The sequence below is a fragment of the Caballeronia sp. BCC1704 genome, assembly GCF_902833455.1.
Classification (GTDB): domain Bacteria; phylum Pseudomonadota; class Gammaproteobacteria; order Burkholderiales; family Burkholderiaceae; genus Caballeronia.
The window spans coordinates 643,640-658,599 of sequence record NZ_CADFFT010000001.1; the positions used below are offsets into that span (position 1 = coordinate 643,640).

At 63.2% G+C, this 14,960-nt stretch carries 15 protein-coding genes and 1 tRNA gene; 2 read left to right on the forward strand and 14 right to left on the reverse strand.

Translation table 11 applies throughout. From position 1 onward, the window contains the following. The 8 genes from hisC to HWX53_RS03080 form a co-directional block, all read right to left on the reverse strand. Positions 1–1,071: a histidinol-phosphate transaminase gene (hisC, locus tag HWX53_RS03045; protein WP_175939306.1), complete on the reverse strand. Its 1,071-nt coding sequence runs from the start codon at positions 1,069–1,071 to the stop codon at positions 1–3. A gap of 20 nt (positions 1,072–1,091) precedes the next feature. Continuing rightward, the gene (gene pth, locus HWX53_RS03050) at positions 1,092–1,694 is read right to left on the reverse strand and encodes an aminoacyl-tRNA hydrolase (RefSeq protein ID WP_175939308.1); all 603 of its coding nucleotides are present in this window, start codon (positions 1,692–1,694) and stop codon (positions 1,092–1,094) included. Between the two features lie 139 nt (positions 1,695–1,833). Next, positions 1,834–2,451 (reverse strand): 50S ribosomal protein L25/general stress protein Ctc, encoded by a 618-nt coding sequence (locus HWX53_RS03055; RefSeq protein ID WP_175939310.1) that lies wholly within the window; start codon positions 2,449–2,451, stop codon positions 1,834–1,836. A 145-nt stretch (positions 2,452–2,596) separates the two neighbouring features. After that, positions 2,597–3,550, reverse strand: coding sequence for a ribose-phosphate pyrophosphokinase (locus HWX53_RS03060; protein WP_175939311.1), 954 nt, complete (start codon positions 3,548–3,550; stop codon positions 2,597–2,599). Positions 3,551–3,597: 47 nt separating this feature from the next. Next, positions 3,598–3,674 (reverse strand) — tRNA-Gln (locus HWX53_RS03065). A 55-nt stretch (positions 3,675–3,729) separates the two neighbouring features. Continuing rightward, positions 3,730–4,611 (reverse strand): 4-(cytidine 5'-diphospho)-2-C-methyl-D-erythritol kinase, encoded by an 882-nt coding sequence (gene ispE, locus HWX53_RS03070; protein WP_175939313.1) that lies wholly within the window; start codon positions 4,609–4,611, stop codon positions 3,730–3,732. 18 nt (positions 4,612–4,629) lie between these two features. Continuing rightward, complete coding sequence (gene lolB / locus HWX53_RS03075) at positions 4,630–5,265, reverse strand: lipoprotein insertase outer membrane protein LolB (protein WP_175939315.1); 636 nt, start codon at positions 5,263–5,265, stop codon at positions 4,630–4,632. Further along, complete coding sequence (locus tag HWX53_RS03080; protein WP_175939317.1) at positions 5,265–7,121, reverse strand: tetratricopeptide repeat protein; 1,857 nt, start codon at positions 7,119–7,121, stop codon at positions 5,265–5,267. The genes lolB and HWX53_RS03080 overlap by 1 nt, the downstream gene beginning before the upstream one ends. 84 nt (positions 7,122–7,205) lie before the next feature. Between HWX53_RS03080 and mutM the strand changes: the two genes are divergently transcribed. Next, positions 7,206–8,036 (forward strand): bifunctional DNA-formamidopyrimidine glycosylase/DNA-(apurinic or apyrimidinic site) lyase, encoded by an 831-nt coding sequence (mutM, locus tag HWX53_RS03085; RefSeq protein ID WP_175939319.1) that lies wholly within the window; start codon positions 7,206–7,208, stop codon positions 8,034–8,036. A 5-nt stretch (positions 8,037–8,041) separates the two neighbouring features. After that, positions 8,042–9,103, forward strand: coding sequence for an A/G-specific adenine glycosylase (gene mutY, locus HWX53_RS03090; RefSeq protein ID WP_175939321.1), 1,062 nt, complete (start codon positions 8,042–8,044; stop codon positions 9,101–9,103). Here mutY and HWX53_RS03095 read toward each other — a convergent pair. The 6 genes from HWX53_RS03095 to HWX53_RS03120 form a co-directional block, all read right to left on the reverse strand. After that, positions 9,100–9,741, reverse strand: coding sequence for an LON peptidase substrate-binding domain-containing protein (locus tag HWX53_RS03095; RefSeq protein WP_175939324.1), 642 nt, complete (start codon positions 9,739–9,741; stop codon positions 9,100–9,102). The genes mutY and HWX53_RS03095 overlap by 4 nt on opposite strands. Before the next feature lie 34 nt (positions 9,742–9,775). Continuing rightward, positions 9,776–10,672, reverse strand: coding sequence for an RNase adapter RapZ (gene rapZ / locus HWX53_RS03100; RefSeq protein WP_175939326.1), 897 nt, complete (start codon positions 10,670–10,672; stop codon positions 9,776–9,778). Positions 10,673–10,751: 79 nt separating this feature from the next. Further along, positions 10,752–11,720 carry an HPr(Ser) kinase/phosphatase gene (hprK, locus tag HWX53_RS03105; RefSeq protein ID WP_008351692.1) on the reverse strand — a complete coding sequence of 323 codons (969 nt, stop codon included), beginning with the start codon at positions 11,718–11,720 and terminating at the stop codon, positions 10,752–10,754. Positions 11,721–11,913: 193 nt separating this feature from the next. Beyond that, positions 11,914–12,369 (reverse strand): PTS IIA-like nitrogen regulatory protein PtsN, encoded by a 456-nt coding sequence (gene ptsN / locus HWX53_RS03110; RefSeq protein WP_175939328.1) that lies wholly within the window; start codon positions 12,367–12,369, stop codon positions 11,914–11,916. A gap of 385 nt (positions 12,370–12,754) precedes the next feature. Next, entirely contained in the window at positions 12,755–13,114 is a 360-nt protein-coding gene (gene raiA, locus HWX53_RS03115) for a ribosome-associated translation inhibitor RaiA (protein ID WP_175939330.1), read from the reverse strand. 182 nt (positions 13,115–13,296) lie between these two features. Next, positions 13,297–14,814 (reverse strand): RNA polymerase factor sigma-54, encoded by a 1,518-nt coding sequence (locus tag HWX53_RS03120; RefSeq protein WP_175939332.1) that lies wholly within the window; start codon positions 14,812–14,814, stop codon positions 13,297–13,299. Between the last annotated feature and the right edge of the window lie 146 nt (positions 14,815–14,960).

A 14,960-nucleotide genomic window follows, 5' to 3' on the forward strand; every position in this document is an offset into this window, starting at 1 on the left:
TCAACCGCCAATCAACTCTTCGAGCGCAGCCGTTAGCGCATCGCATTCGGCGTCCGTGCCGATGGAAATGCGCAAATGCTGGTCGATGCGGGGCAGCTTGAAGTGCCGCACGAATATCTCGCGTTGCCGGAGCGCGGCGGCGAGGGCGGCGGCATCGTGAGCGGGATGCTTCGCGAACACGAAGTTCGCCGCCGAAGGCACCACGTCGAATCCCAGGCGCTGCAAGCGCGCGTTCAGCCTTTCGCGACTCGCCACGACCTTCCTGCAGCTTTCCTCGAACCACGCGCGGTCTTCGTACGACGCGAGCGCCGCCGCTTGCGCGAGCCGATCAAGCGGATACGAATTGAAGCTGTCCTTCACGCGCGTCAGCCCCTCGATCAGCGCTGCATCGCCGAACGCGAAGCCCACGCGCATGCCCGCGAGCGAGCGCGCCTTCGATGTCGTCTGCACGACGAGCAGATTCGGATACGCGTCGATCAGGCGCGCGGCGGATTGCGCGCCGAAATCGACATACGCCTCGTCGATGATCACCGGCACGTCCGGATTCGCCTTCAACAACGCTTCGATGTCCGCGAGCGGCAGCGCGCGGCCGGTCGGCGCGTTCGGATTCGGCAGCAGCACGCCGCCGTTCGGCGCGCGGTAAGCGTCGATATCGACGGCGAAAGCGGCATCGAGCGGAACAGTCTGGTACGCCACGCCGTAAAGCTGCGCGTAGACCGGGTAGAAGCTGTACGTGATATCGGGAAAGCGGATCGGCAGGTCGCGCTTGAGCAGCGCCTGGAATGCATGCGCGAGCACCTCATCGGAACCGTTGCCCGCGAAAACCTGCTCGACGCGCACGCCGTGGTGCGCGGCCACCGCCTCGCGCAGCGCGCGGGCCGTCGGATCGGGATACTTGCGCAGCGACGCGCCGTCTTCGCCGAGTTCGCGGCGGATCGCCTCGACCACGCGCGGCGACGGCGGATACGGATTTTCGTTCGTGTTCAGCTTGATCGGATGCGTCAGCGCGGGCTGCTCGCCCGGCACATACGGCGTCAGACGATGAACGATATCGCTCCAGAAACGGCTCACGTTGGGCTCCAGATTCGTGGTCAGGAATTGCGGTGCAGGTTCATCATCGCGCGTTCGGTCTCGCCCGCGACGACGAACGGCATGACGGCGAGCGCGCGCTCGATCGAGTGGTCGATGACGTCCTGTTCCTCGCGGCGCGGCGGCTTCAGCACGAAATTCGCGACATCCGGCTTCGCGCCCGCTCGCGCGCCTTCGGGAATCAGATCGCGCGGATGCCCGATGCCGATGCGCAAGCGCCAATACTGCTGCGACGACAAGTGCGCCGAAATGTCCTTCAGCCCGTTGTGGCCGCCGCTGCCGCCGCCGAGCTTCAACTTGACGGTGCCGGGCGGGAGGTCGAGTTCGTCGTGCGCGACGAGAATCTCGTCGGGCAGAATTTTGAAGAACTGCGCGACCGCGACGACCGACTGGCCGGAGCGGTTCATGAACGTCTGCGGTTCCAGCAGGTGAATCTCATGGCCGTGCAGACGCCCTTTGCCGTAATGCCCGTGAAACCGCCGTTCGTCGCGCAGCGTCGCGCCGGCATCGCGCGCCAGTTGATCGACGAACCAGAAGCCCGCGTTATGGCGCGTCGCCGTGTATTCGGCGCCCGGATTGCCGAGGCCAACGATCAGCTTGATCATGTCGAATCGTCGCGAGCTGCTGCCCGCGTGTTGTCATGCGAAAAAAAACCCGCCGGGGCTTGCACACCGGCGGGTCACGTCGACCGTTCCGTGAACGGATCGAGAGGATACTACAGCGCCGTCAGGCACCTTGCGAAGCTTAGGCAGCCGGCGTTTCGCCTTCCGCTGCGTCGGCTGCCGCGTCCGACTGCTTCGCAGCCGGCACGGTCGCCGATGCCACCACCGGGTTTTCCGCCTCGACGTGCGCGGTAAGCGCGACGCCCTTCGGCAGCGTGATGTCCTTCGCGTGCATCGTCTGGCCGGCTTCGATCTTCGCCAGGTCGATTTCGAGGAATTCCGGCAGGTCGCCCGGCAGGCATTCCACTTCCAGTTCGGTGACGACGTGCGAGATCACGGCGCCCGCCAGCTTCACGGCCGGATTCGTTTCCTGATTCATGAAGTGCAGCGGCACCTTCGTGTGCAGCTTCTTCGTCGAATCGACGCGCTGGAAATCCACGTGCAGCACGAGTTGCTTGAACGGGTGATATTGCACGTCGCGCAGCAGCACTTGCTGCGAGTTGCCACCGACTTCCAGGTCGAGAATCGACGAATGGAACACTTCCTTCTTCAGGGCGTGCCACAGGGCGTTGTGGTCGAGCTCGACCAGTTGAACGTCCGCGTTACCGCCATACACGATACCCGGGGTCTTGCCCGAGTTACGCAGGCGGCGGCTCGCACCCGTACCTTGCTTGCTACGCTCGAAAGCGACGACTTTCATTTCAGACTCCTATAACTGCCCGCGACCAGGCAGGGAAAACGGATCATCAAAGGGACGATCCCATAACAAACGGCGCGAACCTTCGTACGTTCGCGCCGATCATGCAAGAACGCGAAGCCTGAGCCTCGCGTGTATTGCCAATGCTTTAGCCTTCGGCGAAGAGCGACATCACCGAGTCGCCGCGCCGGATGCGGGAAAACGTCTCCGCGAGCAGGCCTGCGCTCGTCAGCGGACGAATCTTCGGGCACGCCAGCGATTCCGCCGACAGCGGAATGGTGTCCGTGACGACGAGTTCGTCCAACTGCGACGCCGTGATGCGTTCCGCGGCGCCACCCGACAGCACCGGATGCGTGGCGTAGGCGAAAACCTGCTTCGCGCCGCGATCCTTCAACACTTGCGCGGCCTTGCAGAGCGTGCCGGCCGTATCGACCATGTCGTCCATGATGACGCAGGTGCGGCCTTCGACTTCACCGATGATGTTCATCACCTCGGCGACGTTCGCCTTCGGACGGCGCTTGTCGATGATCGCGAGATCCGTGTTCATCTGCTTGGCGAGCGCGCGGGCGCGCACCACGCCGCCGACGTCCGGCGACACGATCAGCAGATGATCATGGTTCTGCTTGCGCAGATCGCCGAGCAGAACGGGCGTTGCGTAGATGTTGTCGACGGGAATGTCGAAGAAACCTTGAATCTGGTCGGCGTGAAGGTCCATGGTGATCACGCGATCGACGCCGGCAATTTCCAGCATGTTCGCGACGACCTTCGCCGAGATAGCCACGCGCGCGGAACGCGGGCGGCGGTCCTGGCGCGCATAGCCGAAGTAGGGGATGGCTGCGGTGATCCGGCCTGCGGATGCGCGCTTGAGCGCATCGACCATGATCATGAGTTCCATCAGGTTATCGTTCGTCGGTGCGCACGTGGACTGAAGAACGAAGACGTCTTTGCCTCGCACGTTTTCCTGGATCTCGACCATGATTTCGCCGTCGGAGAAACGGCTGACCATTGCTTTGCCGAGAGGGATTCCTAGGATCTTGACGACTTCCTGAGCAAGCGCGGGATTCGCGTTGCCAGTAAAAACCATCAGGCCGTCACTGCTCATCGTGCACCTGTCTGCGGCTGGAGGCGTGAGGAAAACGCGAGAAAGAATGGCAGGGGAGGAAGGACTCGAACCCTCGCATGCCGGAATCAAAATCCGGTGCCTTGACCAACTTGGCGACTCCCCTACACTTAACCTTGAATCTTGCCGGGAAGTGTAGGACATACCCGACAAAACTAAATCTATGACGCGAAAGCGAAGAGAGGATGAGAATCCAGACTGCTTGTCACCACGCTGCTCCAGCTTGCCGGCAGCTTGGCTTGCGCCAACTCCGCTTCGGCCTGGCTGGGGAAAGCGGCGAACACGCTTGCTCCAGATCCGGTCATTCGCGCCGGTGCGAGATTGGAAAACCACTCGAGCACCTTTGCAACTTCCGCGTACTTTTCTGCAACTACAGCCTGCATGTCGTTCCGACCGAAGCTGTCTGGCCAGTTAGTGTCTGACCTTTGCTGTGCAAGAAAGTCCATGATTGTGGCGACTTTCGTATTCCGTGTCAAGCTTTTTTCGGAGAAAATCGCCGCAGTCGGAACGTGCACAGCGGGCGTGACTACCAGGAAGAAGCGTTTCGGCAGTTTCACCGCCTGCAGCGCCTCGCCCACACCCTCTGCAAATGCATTCTGCCCGAAGACAAAAAACGGCACGTCCGCGCCGAGTTGCAGGGCGAGATTCTGCAGAGTTTCACGCGAAAGGTCAACTCCCCATAGACGATTCAACGCCAAAAGAGTCGTCGCTGCGTCGGAACTTCCTCCGCCGAGACCCGCGCCCATCGGCAGACGTTTGTCGATCTCGATCTCGACGCCATAACGGCTGCCCGTGTGCTTTTGAAGCAATCGGGCGGCCCGCACGACGAGGTCGTCGTCCTCGGCCACGCCGGGCACCTCGGTCTTGCGCGTTACGACGCCATCGTCGCGGCGCTTGAAATGCAGGACATCGCCCCAGTCGAGCAGCTGAAAGACGGTTTGCAGCTCGTGATAGCCATCCGGACGACGGCCCGTGATGTGCAGAAACAGGTTCAGCTTCGCGGGCGCGAGGCAATCGCGCATCGAATCGTTGGAAGAGGACATGCGGCAGGCGATAAAGCGTTACTGGTCGATGACGAGCTTGATGTCGAGCGGCGGCTCGCTGCGCGTGAGGTTGACGCGCTTGACGCCGGTGGCGGGCGGCTCGGCATAGGCGAGGTAGTCGATCGTCCAGCCGTCCTGCTTGATTTCCTTGGGACGGCCGTTGTTCGATTCGGGGTCGAGCGTCGTGTCTGCGCGCGATGTCGGCGCCGCCGACGGTTGCAGCCAGTAGCGCAAGCCTTCGACGGGCAGCGCGAAGCCGAGCGCGTTGCGCATCAAGTCGGAGACGTTGTCCGCGTTGAGCGGCTGGCGGTTCGGCAATTCGAGCGTCGCGAGCGAAGGCGACGACGTGACGATCGCCATGGTCTGCCCGAGCGGATTGCGCAACTGAAGCGTGACCGTATCGCCCGTTTCCTGCCAGTCGAAGTTGCCGTAGGCGTTACGCGCGACGCCGTTCTGATCGTCGTATTGCACGGCGAAGCGCCCGTGGTACATGCGGCTCGTCTGCGTCGCGAGCGATGTCGAGCCTTCCGACGTGGTCGGCAGGCGCGGTTGCAGCGCACAGCCGGACAAAACCAGCGCGGCAGCCGCCGCGAATCCGAGCGCGTACCGCCGCGCCCCCGGACGCTTCGCGCCGGCGAAGAAGTCGAATGCCATTAGAGATCGTTCACCTGAAGTCGTTTCAGCGTTTTGACGAGCGTATCGTTGCCCGGTTCGAGCTTCTGAGCCTGCCGCCACGTGGCGCGCGCCTGGTCCTGCTGGCCGGACTTCCACTGCACTTCGCCGAGATGCGCGCCGATTTCGGCATTCGGCTGAAGGTCATAAGCATTCTTGAGGATCTTCTCAGCTTCTGCTGCGTTTCCTTGACGGAAGCGCGCCCAGCCGAGGCTGTCCATAATGAACGCGTCGTTCGGCGCGAGCGACACCGCCTTTTCGATCAGATGCACCGCTTCGTCGAGCCGCTGATTCCGATCGACGAGCGAATACCCGAGCGCGTTATACGCCTGCGGGTTGTTCGGCTGCGTGCGCATGAGCGTGCGCAATTGCGTTTCCATCACGTCGTAGTGACCGTTCTTTTCGGCGGCCATCGCGTAGTCGTAGACGAGGTCGGGATCGTCAGGAAACGCGGCGACCGCCTTCGCCAGATTGTCCTCGGCTTCCTGATAGCGATGCGCTTCGAAGAGAATCGCCGAATCGGTGCGCGCGAGAAGCGCGAGATCGCGCGGATCAGAGCTTTGCAGACTGTTGATGAGCGCGCGGGCATCGTCCACCTTGCCCTGCTTCGCGAGCAGTTGCGCCCGCGTGATCTGCGCCGGCAGATACTGCTGGCTCGTGCGCGGAATCTTGTCGAGCCATTGCGCGGCGGCGGTTTCGTCCTTCTGCTCGAGCGCGAGCTGCGCGAGATAGATATAAGCCTGACCGGGGTCCGCGCCCGGCGTGCTTTCCGCAGCCTTTGCGTACTGGTTCAGATAGTCCTTCGCCTTGTCGAACTGCTTCTTCTGGATGTCGATGAGCGCGAGCGCCATCAACGGCGTCAGGTCCTTCGAATCGTTCTTGCGCATGATCTCGAACTGCTTCTGCGCGTCGTCGAGCCGGTCGGACGACAGATACAGTTGCGCGAGCGCGAGCCGCGCATCATGCGACTTCGGATTCTTCGCCAGATACTGCTCGAACGAAGCGATGCCTTCCGCGCGCTCCTGCGGCCCCATGCGCGCGAGCGTCAACGCGGCGGGCAAATAGTCGGGCCGCAATTGCAGCGCCTTTTCGAGCGATGCCTTCGCGCCCGGCTGATCGTCCGCGAGCAACTGCTGACGCGCGATCGCGAGTTGCGCTTCCGGGCGATCGCGGTCGTTCGCGGTGAGATCCTTCAGCACGTTGAGGCCGCCCACGCGATTAGGGCCGCGCGCCAGCAGCGCTTGCAGCGAGAGAAGCGCCTCGCCGCGCTGCTCGGGCGACACCTTCGCGAGTTCGCGCTCGAGCGTGGGCTTCGCGTCGTCGGGCTTGCCGGAGACGATCAGAAGCGATGCGCTCAGCTGCGCCGCGCGCTCCGAATGCGGCGCGAACTGCTGCCAGAGTTGGGCGGACGTGAGCGCGTCGTTGGGACTTTGCGCGGCAATGGCGATCTCGGTCGCGCGCTGAGCGAAGCGCGGATCGTGCGTGTCGCGGGCGAGCGAGAGATAAGTCTGGAAAGCGGGCGCGGGCTGTCCGCGCTGCAACGCGACTTCGGCGGCCAGCACCTGAAACACGATCTGGCTCGATACCGCCACATTCGGCAGGTCTTGCTGCTCCGCGCCGCTGACGGGCGCGGTAAGCGCGTCGGCGGCCGTTTGGGCCGCGGAATCGTCGTCGCCAGGAACGGGTGTCGCGTTGGGCGACTGCGCATGCGCGGGCGCAAACGCGAGTGCGGCGAGTGCCAGCGCCACCGCGCCGGCGGCGCGCGACATTGGCATCGCGAACGATTGCGTCAAGCCGGCCTGACGCTTCGCAAACAGCTTCATGACGAACGAGTTCATGGAAATCCAGACGATGTTTCGGTCGATTGTAACGCGGTCGCTAAAATACCGGCACAACCGCTGAAGCAAGTCTCTCTCCAGAAAATGCCCGAACTTCCGGAAGTCGAAGTTACCCGCCGGGGAATCGAACCCTACGTGGCGGGAAGGCGCGTCGAGCATGTCGACGTTCGCACGCCGGCGCTGCGCTGGCCCATCCCGAAGCATCTCGCGAAGACGCTCGGGCATCTGAAAATCGAGAAGGTCGAGCGGCGCGGCAAGTATCTGTTGTTCGAGACCGCCGAAGGCTGGCTCATCGTTCATCTCGGGATGACGGGAACGCTGCGCGTGCTGCGCAACGTGCCGCGGCCGCCTGACGCCGCGAAGCATGATCACGTCGATCTGGTCTTCGACGAATTCATTCTGCGGTTTCGCGATCCGCGCCGCTTCGGCGCGATTCTCTGGCATCCGCGCGAAGACGGCGACGTGCTCGCGCATCCGCTGCTCGCGAGTCTGGGCGTCGAGCCGTTCTCGCCGGAGTTCTCGGGCGCGCTGCTGTTTCGCGAGACGCGCGGGCGCAAGGTCTCGGTGAAGCAGGCGCTGCTCGCGGGCGGCATTGTCGTTGGCGTGGGGAATATTTATGCGTCGGAGAGCCTGTTTCGTGCGGGCATCCGGCCGACGACCGCCGCTGGCCGCATTTCGCTGGTGCGCTACGATCTGCTCGCGGATGCGGTGCGCGTGACGCTCGCCGCGGCGATCGACAAAGGCGGCAGCACGCTGCGCGATTTCGTCGGCAGCAATGGCGAATCGGGATACTTCCAGCTCGACTACTTCGTCTATGATCGCGCGGGTCTGCCGTGCCACGTCTGCGGCACGGCCATCCGCCAAATCGTCCAGGGACAGCGTTCGACTTACTTTTGTCCGCGCTGCCAACGCTAAATCCGATGCTCGCACTCACCGATTTCTCCGCGCGCCTGATCGCGTGGCAACGCATTCATGGCCGGCACGACCTGCCGTGGCAAAACACGCGCGATCCCTATCGCATCTGGCTCTCGGAGATCATGCTGCAGCAGACGCAGGTATCGACCGTCATTCCGTACTACGCGCGCTTTCTCGAACGCTTTCCGACCGTGACCGCGCTCGCGGATGCGCCGATCGACGACGTCATGGCGCTGTGGGCCGGTCTCGGCTACTACTCGCGCGCGCGCAATCTGCATCGCTGCGCGCAGGTCGTCGCGCACGAGCATGGCGGCGAGTTTCCCCGAACGGTCGATGAACTCGCGGAGTTGCCGGGCATCGGGCGCTCGACGGCGGCGGCCATCGCGTCTTTCGCGTTCGGCGCGCGCGCGACGATTCTCGATGGCAACGTGAAGCGCGTGCTGGCCCGCGTCTTCGGCGTGGAAGGGTTTCCGGGCGAGAAGCGCGTCGAAAACGCGATGTGGACGCTGGCTGAATCGCTCTTGCCCGACGCCGCCGACAAGAACGAAGTCACCGCCTACACGCAAGGCCTGATGGACCTCGGCGCGACGCTCTGCGTGCGCGGCAAGCCGGACTGCGCGCGGTGTCCGTTCGCCTCGGATTGCGTCGCGAATGTCGAAGGGCGGCAGCGCGAACTGCCGGCAGCGCGCCCGAAAAAGACGGTGCCGACGCGCAAGACGTGGATGCTGGTGCTGAAGGACGGCGATTCGATCCTGCTGGAGAAGCGTCCGCCGACGGGCATCTGGGGCGGCCTGTGGAGCCTGCCCGAAGCGCCCGATGAGGCGGCGCTCGCCGTAGTCGCGCAAGACAACGGCTGCGAGACGGACTTGCAGCGCCTAACGCCCTTCTCGCACACGTTCACGCACTTCAAGCTCGACATCGAGCCGCGCCTCGGCGAAATGCGCGGCTCGACGCCGGACGCAAAGGACGCGCGCACGGTTTGGGCGCCGCTCTCGCGCATCGATTCGTTCGGCGTGCCCGCGCCCGTGCGCAAGCTGCTCGACGCGCTGACCGGCACGCTGCTCTAAAGCAGTTGATGATGCTGCATGTAGTGATGCACGACGTCGATACGTGCGCCTGCGTCGAGCAGTTCCATCAGCTTCTGGCGGGAGCGCATCGGAATCGGCAGGATCTCGGAGAGCCGGTTCGAGACCCACGTGGGATCGTCCAGCAGAAACGGCTCGATGAACGGCAGGTTCTCCGGCTCCCGCGTCTTGATGGCGTCGATGATCCGCTCCAGCACTTCTGCGCACGCGCCGAACTTGGCGAGCGTCTCGGCGCCTTGCAGCGGCCGGTCGTCGCCATATAGCTCGGCGGTGCCGACGAGCAGATTGCTCGCCTCCACGCGATGCGAAAGCAGCCGGAATCGCTCAGTGCCGCGCGCCTGCACGAGTAGCAGGCCGAAGGTATCAACATCGCACTCGATGATTTCCGCGAGGCAGCCCACGCTTTCGGGCACCGACGGATCGCCCGGCGACGCGATCTCGTGCCCGCTCTTCAGCAGACACACGCCGAACGGCGTCTTCTCGCGCAGGCAGGCGCGCGCCATGTCGAGATAACGTGCCTCGAAAATCTTGAGCGGCAGAAGCCCGCCGGGGAAAAGCACGGTGTGCAGCGGAAACAGCGGCACGTCGAAGAGAACGGGACTCGCGGGATTCGAGGACATCGCACCCCTCCAGGGTGGACCGCCGGCGCGGCGATCAGGTTCGCGTGGTGCTCGCGCTCTCATCCACGGGAATGGGCGCGTCACGATGCCGCACGATCACGGTTGCAGCGTCGCGAAAGCGCGCGGCGAGCGCCTCCGCGATATACACCGAGCGATGCTGCCCGCCCGTGCAGCCGATTGCGACGGTGAGATAGCTGCGGTTGTCGTCGCGAAAACGCGGCAGCCATTTACCGACGAAGCCGCCGATATCGTCGATCATCTCGCCGACCATCGGCTGGCCCGAGAGATAGTCGATGATCGGCTGATCGCAGCCGGTGAACGGGCGCAACTCGCGGTCGTAGTACGGGTTCGGCAGCGTGCGCACGTCGAAGACGAGGTCGGCGTCGAGCGGCACGCCGCGTTTGAATCCGAACGATTCGAACATCAGCGTGAGATCGGCGGCGTCCGTTTCGACGAAGCGCCGGACCCACGCGCGCAGCACGTTCGCGCGCAGATTGCTCGTGTCGATCTGATGTCCGTATTCCGCGAGACCCGCGACGAGTTCGCGCTCCCGCTCGATGGCTTCGCCAAGCGAATTCAGCACGCCCACGCTCGCGTCGTGCCCCGGCGGACCGGACAGCGGATGACGGCGGCGCGTCTCCGAGAAGCGTTGAATGAGCGCCTGCGTGCTGGCGTTGAGGAACAGCACGCGCAGGTCGTAGGCTTTCGTGAGGTTGTCGATGATGGACGGAACTTCGTCGAGCGACAGGCTGGAACGCGCGTCGATCGCGACGGCGAGACGTTGCTGCCCCTCGCTCGCGAGATAGGCGGCGAGTTCGGGCAGAAAGCGCGGAGGCAGATTGTCGACGCAGTAGTAGCCGCCGTCTTCGAGCGCATTGAGCGCGACGGACTTGCCGGAGCCGGAAATGCCGGTAATCAGGATGATACGCATGGAAGTGTGCTCGTTCGCTTCATCTTAGCACCAGCGTATCGTACGGACTTCGTGCGGATTCCGTGAAGATGCGTGTGCTTCAGATGAGTTTGCCGGGAAACTGGCTGTCCGGGTCCTGCATGGCAAGCCGCTGACGGTCCATGAAATCGCGCAAGGTGTCGATGCCGCGCAATTGCAGGATGGTATTACGCACTGCCGCCTCGACCAGCACAGCAAGGTTGCGGCCTGCCGCGACCTGAATCGTCACTTTGCTGATGGGCAGGCCGAGCACATCGACGGTCTGACTTTCGAGCGGCAGGCGCTGGAATTCGCCGTCCGGGCGGCGCACGAGCTGCACGATCAGCTTGAGCTTCATCTTCCGGCGCACCGCGGTCTCGCCGAAGATGGTCTTGATATCGAGCAGGCCGAGGCCGCGCACTTCCAGCAGGTTTTGCAGGAGCGGCGGGCAGCGTCCTTCGACGAAATCGGGACCGAGACGCACGAAATCGACGGCGTCGTCGGCAACGAGTCCGTGGCCGCGGCTGATGAGTTCAAGGCCGAGTTCGCTCTTGCCGAGGCCGGAATCGCCCGTCAGCAGCACGCCCATGCCGAGAATGTCGATGAACACGCCGTGCAGCGTGGCGCGCGGCGCGAGAATGCGCGACATATACGCGCGCAGACTGTCGATGACGGCCGCCGCCGACATGCGCGTGGTGAAGAGCGGCGTCGACGAGCGCGTGCAGCGAAGCACGAGTTCGGGCGGCGCGCCTACTTCGCCCGCGACCACGAGAAACGGCGGCTCCAGCGCGATCAGTTCGGCCATGTGGCGCGAGCGGTCTTCGTCGGACTGACGCTGGTAGTAGTTGATTTCGGCGTCGCCCAGCACCTGAATGCGGTTCGGGTGGATGAGATTCAGGTGGCCGACGAGGTCGGCGCTCGACGTTGCGTTCGCCACCGTTTCGCTCGAGAACCCGCGTTCCCAGCCTTCATGCCCGGTGAGCCAACTGAGCTTCAGAGCGGCGGCGTTGTCGTCGAAAATACTTTGGGCGTTGATGCTGGACGTATCCATGAGGCCGGAACTCCGTTGGAAGCCGGGAGCAGCCTTCGCGTGACGAAGCCTGTGCTTCGATTCGCCGCATGGCGCTGCGTTTGACCGATTGTGCCGCAGAAGCACCGCGCACGCGAGACGCGTCAAAAGCGCGCGAGCGGCGCGGCGTGCTTGTTACGCTTCTGAGATGCGGCGGCCCGCGTCTATGCGGCGATTACGGTTGCCATTGCGTGAGCACCTGATACAGCGCCTCGCGGTCCTCTTCCTTGTGCAGACGCTCGCGCGCTTCGCTGTCGGAGAGCAACTGCGCGATCTCCGACAGAATTTCGAGGTGCTGCTGCGTGGCCTGTTCGGGCACGAGCAGGAAAATGAGTAGCGACACCGGCTGACCGTCGGGCGATTCGAACGCAACCGGCTCGGCCAGGCGCACAAAGGCGGCGAGCGGCTGCTTCAGCCCCTTGATGCGGCCGTGCGGAATGGCGACGCCTTCGCCGAGCCCGGTCGAACCCAGGCGCTCGCGGGCGAAGAGGTTGTCGGTGACGATGCTGCGGGCGATGCCGTTCTGGTTCTCGAAGATCAGGCCCGCTTGCTCGAATACACGCTTCTTGCTGGTGACGGACAGTCCGAGAACCACGTTCTCGATGGGAAGAAATTTGGCTAAACGATTCATGTTGGCAGGCTGATGCGTGGCCTGATAGCTCCTCATCGTGGCTGCTGTCTGAAAGCGCTCACGGCGATGGTGATACGGAAGATGCGCTTGCGGCGTTCCCTGCGGCGTACTGTACTGCGGACCCCGATCATAACCGGCTCATTATAGAACACGGGAAAGTACGATGGTGCGGCGCGCCATTGCAGTCGCCGCAATCGAATGTGCAGTACAAAGCCCGGAAAATCAATGCTTTGTGCCACGCCGACATGCACTATGCAACAAAAATGCCGCCAATGGGCGGCGTTTGTCCGAAGCGGGCGTTTCTCTGGCGCTTTTCGATTCGAGGAATGCCTCGAATCGCGCCCGCCGATGCCCGGCGGGCTGCGCCGCTTCGCGCGCCTGCCGCTTAAGGCAAGGGCGCTTCCAGTCCGCGCGCTTCTTCGCGGTACTTCGCGGCTTCGTGCGCGTGCCCCTGGATCTTGTCCTTGTGGCGGATCACCTGGCGATCCAGTTTGTCGACCATCAGGTCGATGGCCGCGTACATATCAGCGTCACAACTCTCGATGAAAATGTCCTTGCCTTTCAGGTGCAGATTGATTTCCGCCTTGTTGCGCTTGTCCTTGTCCCTATGAGTGTCGACCGAGAGGACAACGTTGCCGTCCATCACCTGATCAAAATGACGGAGCACTCTGTCCAGCTTCGTGATCACAAACTCGCGCAACGCAGGCGTCAATTCGAGGTGGTGTCCACTGATCTTCAGATTCATAGTTGCTCTCCAAGCTAAGGGCCGTTGAATCACGGCGGCTCGTCCGATACCGGTCGGCTACGCGTCCCGCCGTGCACGATGTTTGTACGCGCAAGGAACGGGCCGCTTGGCCGGCTCGTCCGCGCTTTCGCGATGCGGCCGGTAAAAGTCCACCGCGGTATGCGGTGAACCACAGAGACGGGTCAAAGAGACTTGCGCAGATTGACTGCGGGGATTTTCAGCGCCTCGCGATACTTGGCGACGGTGCGCCGCGCAACCACGAAGCCTTGTTCCGCCAGCAGTTCGGCGATGCGGCTGTCTGAAAGAGGAGTTTTGGGGTCTTCCGCTCCTATCAGTTGCTTGATGAGGGCCCGGATCGCCGTGGACGATGCGGCGCCGCCCGTGTCGGTGGAAACGTGCGATCCAAAGAAGTACTTAAATTCAAGCGTCCCGAATGGGGTGAGCATGTACTTCCCGGTAGTCACACGGGAAACCGTCGATTCGTGTAAACCCAGCGTATCAGCAATCTCCCGCAAAACCAAGGGCCGCATGGCGATTTCACCATGCGCAAAAAAGTTCTTCTGACGCTCGACGATCGCCTGCGCGACGCGAAGAATCGTCTCGAAACGCTGCTGGATATTCTTGATCAGCCAGCGTGCTTCCTGAAGCTGTTGGCGCAGAGAACCGCTGCCCGGATCGCCACGGTTGTTGCGCAAAATGTTCGCGTACAGATGGTTGATCCGCAGCCGCGGCACGATTTCCGGGTTCAGTTCCGCAGTCCATCCGCTCGCGGATTTGCGCACCAGAATGTCCGGCACCACGTAGTCCGCTTCGCTCTTGCCGTACGCGGCGCCGGGAAACGGCTCCAGTGACCGGATCAGCACGTGCGCGTCCCGCAGCGCGTCGTCGCTTGCCTTCAGTTGCTTGCGCAAGCGCGTGAAGTCGCGCGCGGCGAGCAATTCCAGATGGTTCGTGACGATTTCGAGCGCAAGCGTGCGCGTGGGCGACGGATCGAGCCGCAGCAATTGCAGCTTCAGACACTCCGACGCCGACCGGCCGCCGACACCCGGCGGGTCGAAACTCTGGAGCAAGGCCAATGCCGCGCTCAGTTCGTCGACATCGACTTCAAGTTCGTCCGGCAAATCCGCCTGAATTTCTTCCAGCGACGACGTGAGATACCCGTCCTCATCCAGCGATTCGATCAGGAACGTGATCAGCGCGCGGTCGCGCTGATTCGCCTGCGTCATGCGCAGTTGCGCGGTGAGATGGTCGCGCAGCGTCGTGGTCGATTCGTGGATTTGCAGCGGCGGGAGGTCGTCGTCGTCGGAGGCGTTGTTCGAGCGGCCGTAGTCTTCGAGATTCCAGTTGCTCGAATCCGTGCCGCCGTCGGATGACAGGCCGTTGTACTCGTCGACGCCTTGCGGCTCGCTACTTTCCGATCGTTCGGAACTCGACGAACTGGACGTGGAGCCGTTGCTCATCATCGGCTCGGGCGCGGCGCTGCTCGCGCCGGCCGTGGCAATCAGCGAACCGTCCGCGGCCACGCGCAGCGGGCTCGCGATCCAGTCGTCGTCGTTTTCCAGCAGCGGATTTTGCGCGACGGCCATCGCCACTTCCTGCTGCAGTTCGAGCGTCGACAACTGCAGCAGCCGGATGGACTGCTGTAGTTGCGGGGTGAGCGCAAGATGCTGCGATAGGCGAAGTTGGAGGCTGGCTTTCATGGCAAAGTTTTATTTCATTGTAGAGAGTTTGCCACGCGCGCGAAACCTCGCGGCCAATCCAAAATTAGCGCAAAAAAGCGCGTGCCGCCTCGAGGGCGGCACGTAAGTTTTGCTGTTCTCGCTCGATGCGGTGCGGTAATTCACCG

Coding starts and splice junctions, on each gene's coding strand:
- ispE (WP_175939313.1), bottom strand. CDS start 4,611: ATGTCCTCTTCCAACGATTCGATGCGCGATTGCCTCGCGCCCGCGAAG.
- HWX53_RS03055 (WP_175939310.1), bottom strand. CDS start 2,451: ATGAAAGTCGTCGCTTTCGAGCGTAGCAAGCAAGGTACGGGTGCGAGC.
- pth (WP_175939308.1), bottom strand. CDS start 1,694: ATGATCAAGCTGATCGTTGGCCTCGGCAATCCGGGCGCCGAATACACG.
- mutM (WP_175939319.1), top strand. CDS start 7,206: ATGCCCGAACTTCCGGAAGTCGAAGTTACCCGCCGGGGAATCGAACCC.
- lolB (WP_175939315.1), bottom strand. CDS start 5,265: ATGGCATTCGACTTCTTCGCCGGCGCGAAGCGTCCGGGGGCGCGGCGG.
- HWX53_RS03095 (WP_175939324.1), bottom strand. CDS start 9,741: ATGTCCTCGAATCCCGCGAGTCCCGTTCTCTTCGACGTGCCGCTGTTT.
- HWX53_RS03080 (WP_175939317.1), bottom strand. CDS start 7,121: ATGAACTCGTTCGTCATGAAGCTGTTTGCGAAGCGTCAGGCCGGCTTG.
- raiA (WP_175939330.1), bottom strand. CDS start 13,114: ATGAATCTGAAGATCAGTGGACACCACCTCGAATTGACGCCTGCGTTG.
- rapZ (WP_175939326.1), bottom strand. CDS start 10,672: ATGCGTATCATCCTGATTACCGGCATTTCCGGCTCCGGCAAGTCCGTC.
- HWX53_RS03060 (WP_175939311.1), bottom strand. CDS start 3,550: ATGAGCAGTGACGGCCTGATGGTTTTTACTGGCAACGCGAATCCCGCG.
- HWX53_RS03120 (WP_175939332.1), bottom strand. CDS start 14,814: ATGAAAGCCAGCCTCCAACTTCGCCTATCGCAGCATCTTGCGCTCACC.
- ptsN (WP_175939328.1), bottom strand. CDS start 12,369: ATGAATCGTTTAGCCAAATTTCTTCCCATCGAGAACGTGGTTCTCGGA.
- mutY (WP_175939321.1), top strand. CDS start 8,042: ATGCTCGCACTCACCGATTTCTCCGCGCGCCTGATCGCGTGGCAACGC.
- hprK (WP_008351692.1), bottom strand. CDS start 11,720: ATGGATACGTCCAGCATCAACGCCCAAAGTATTTTCGACGACAACGCC.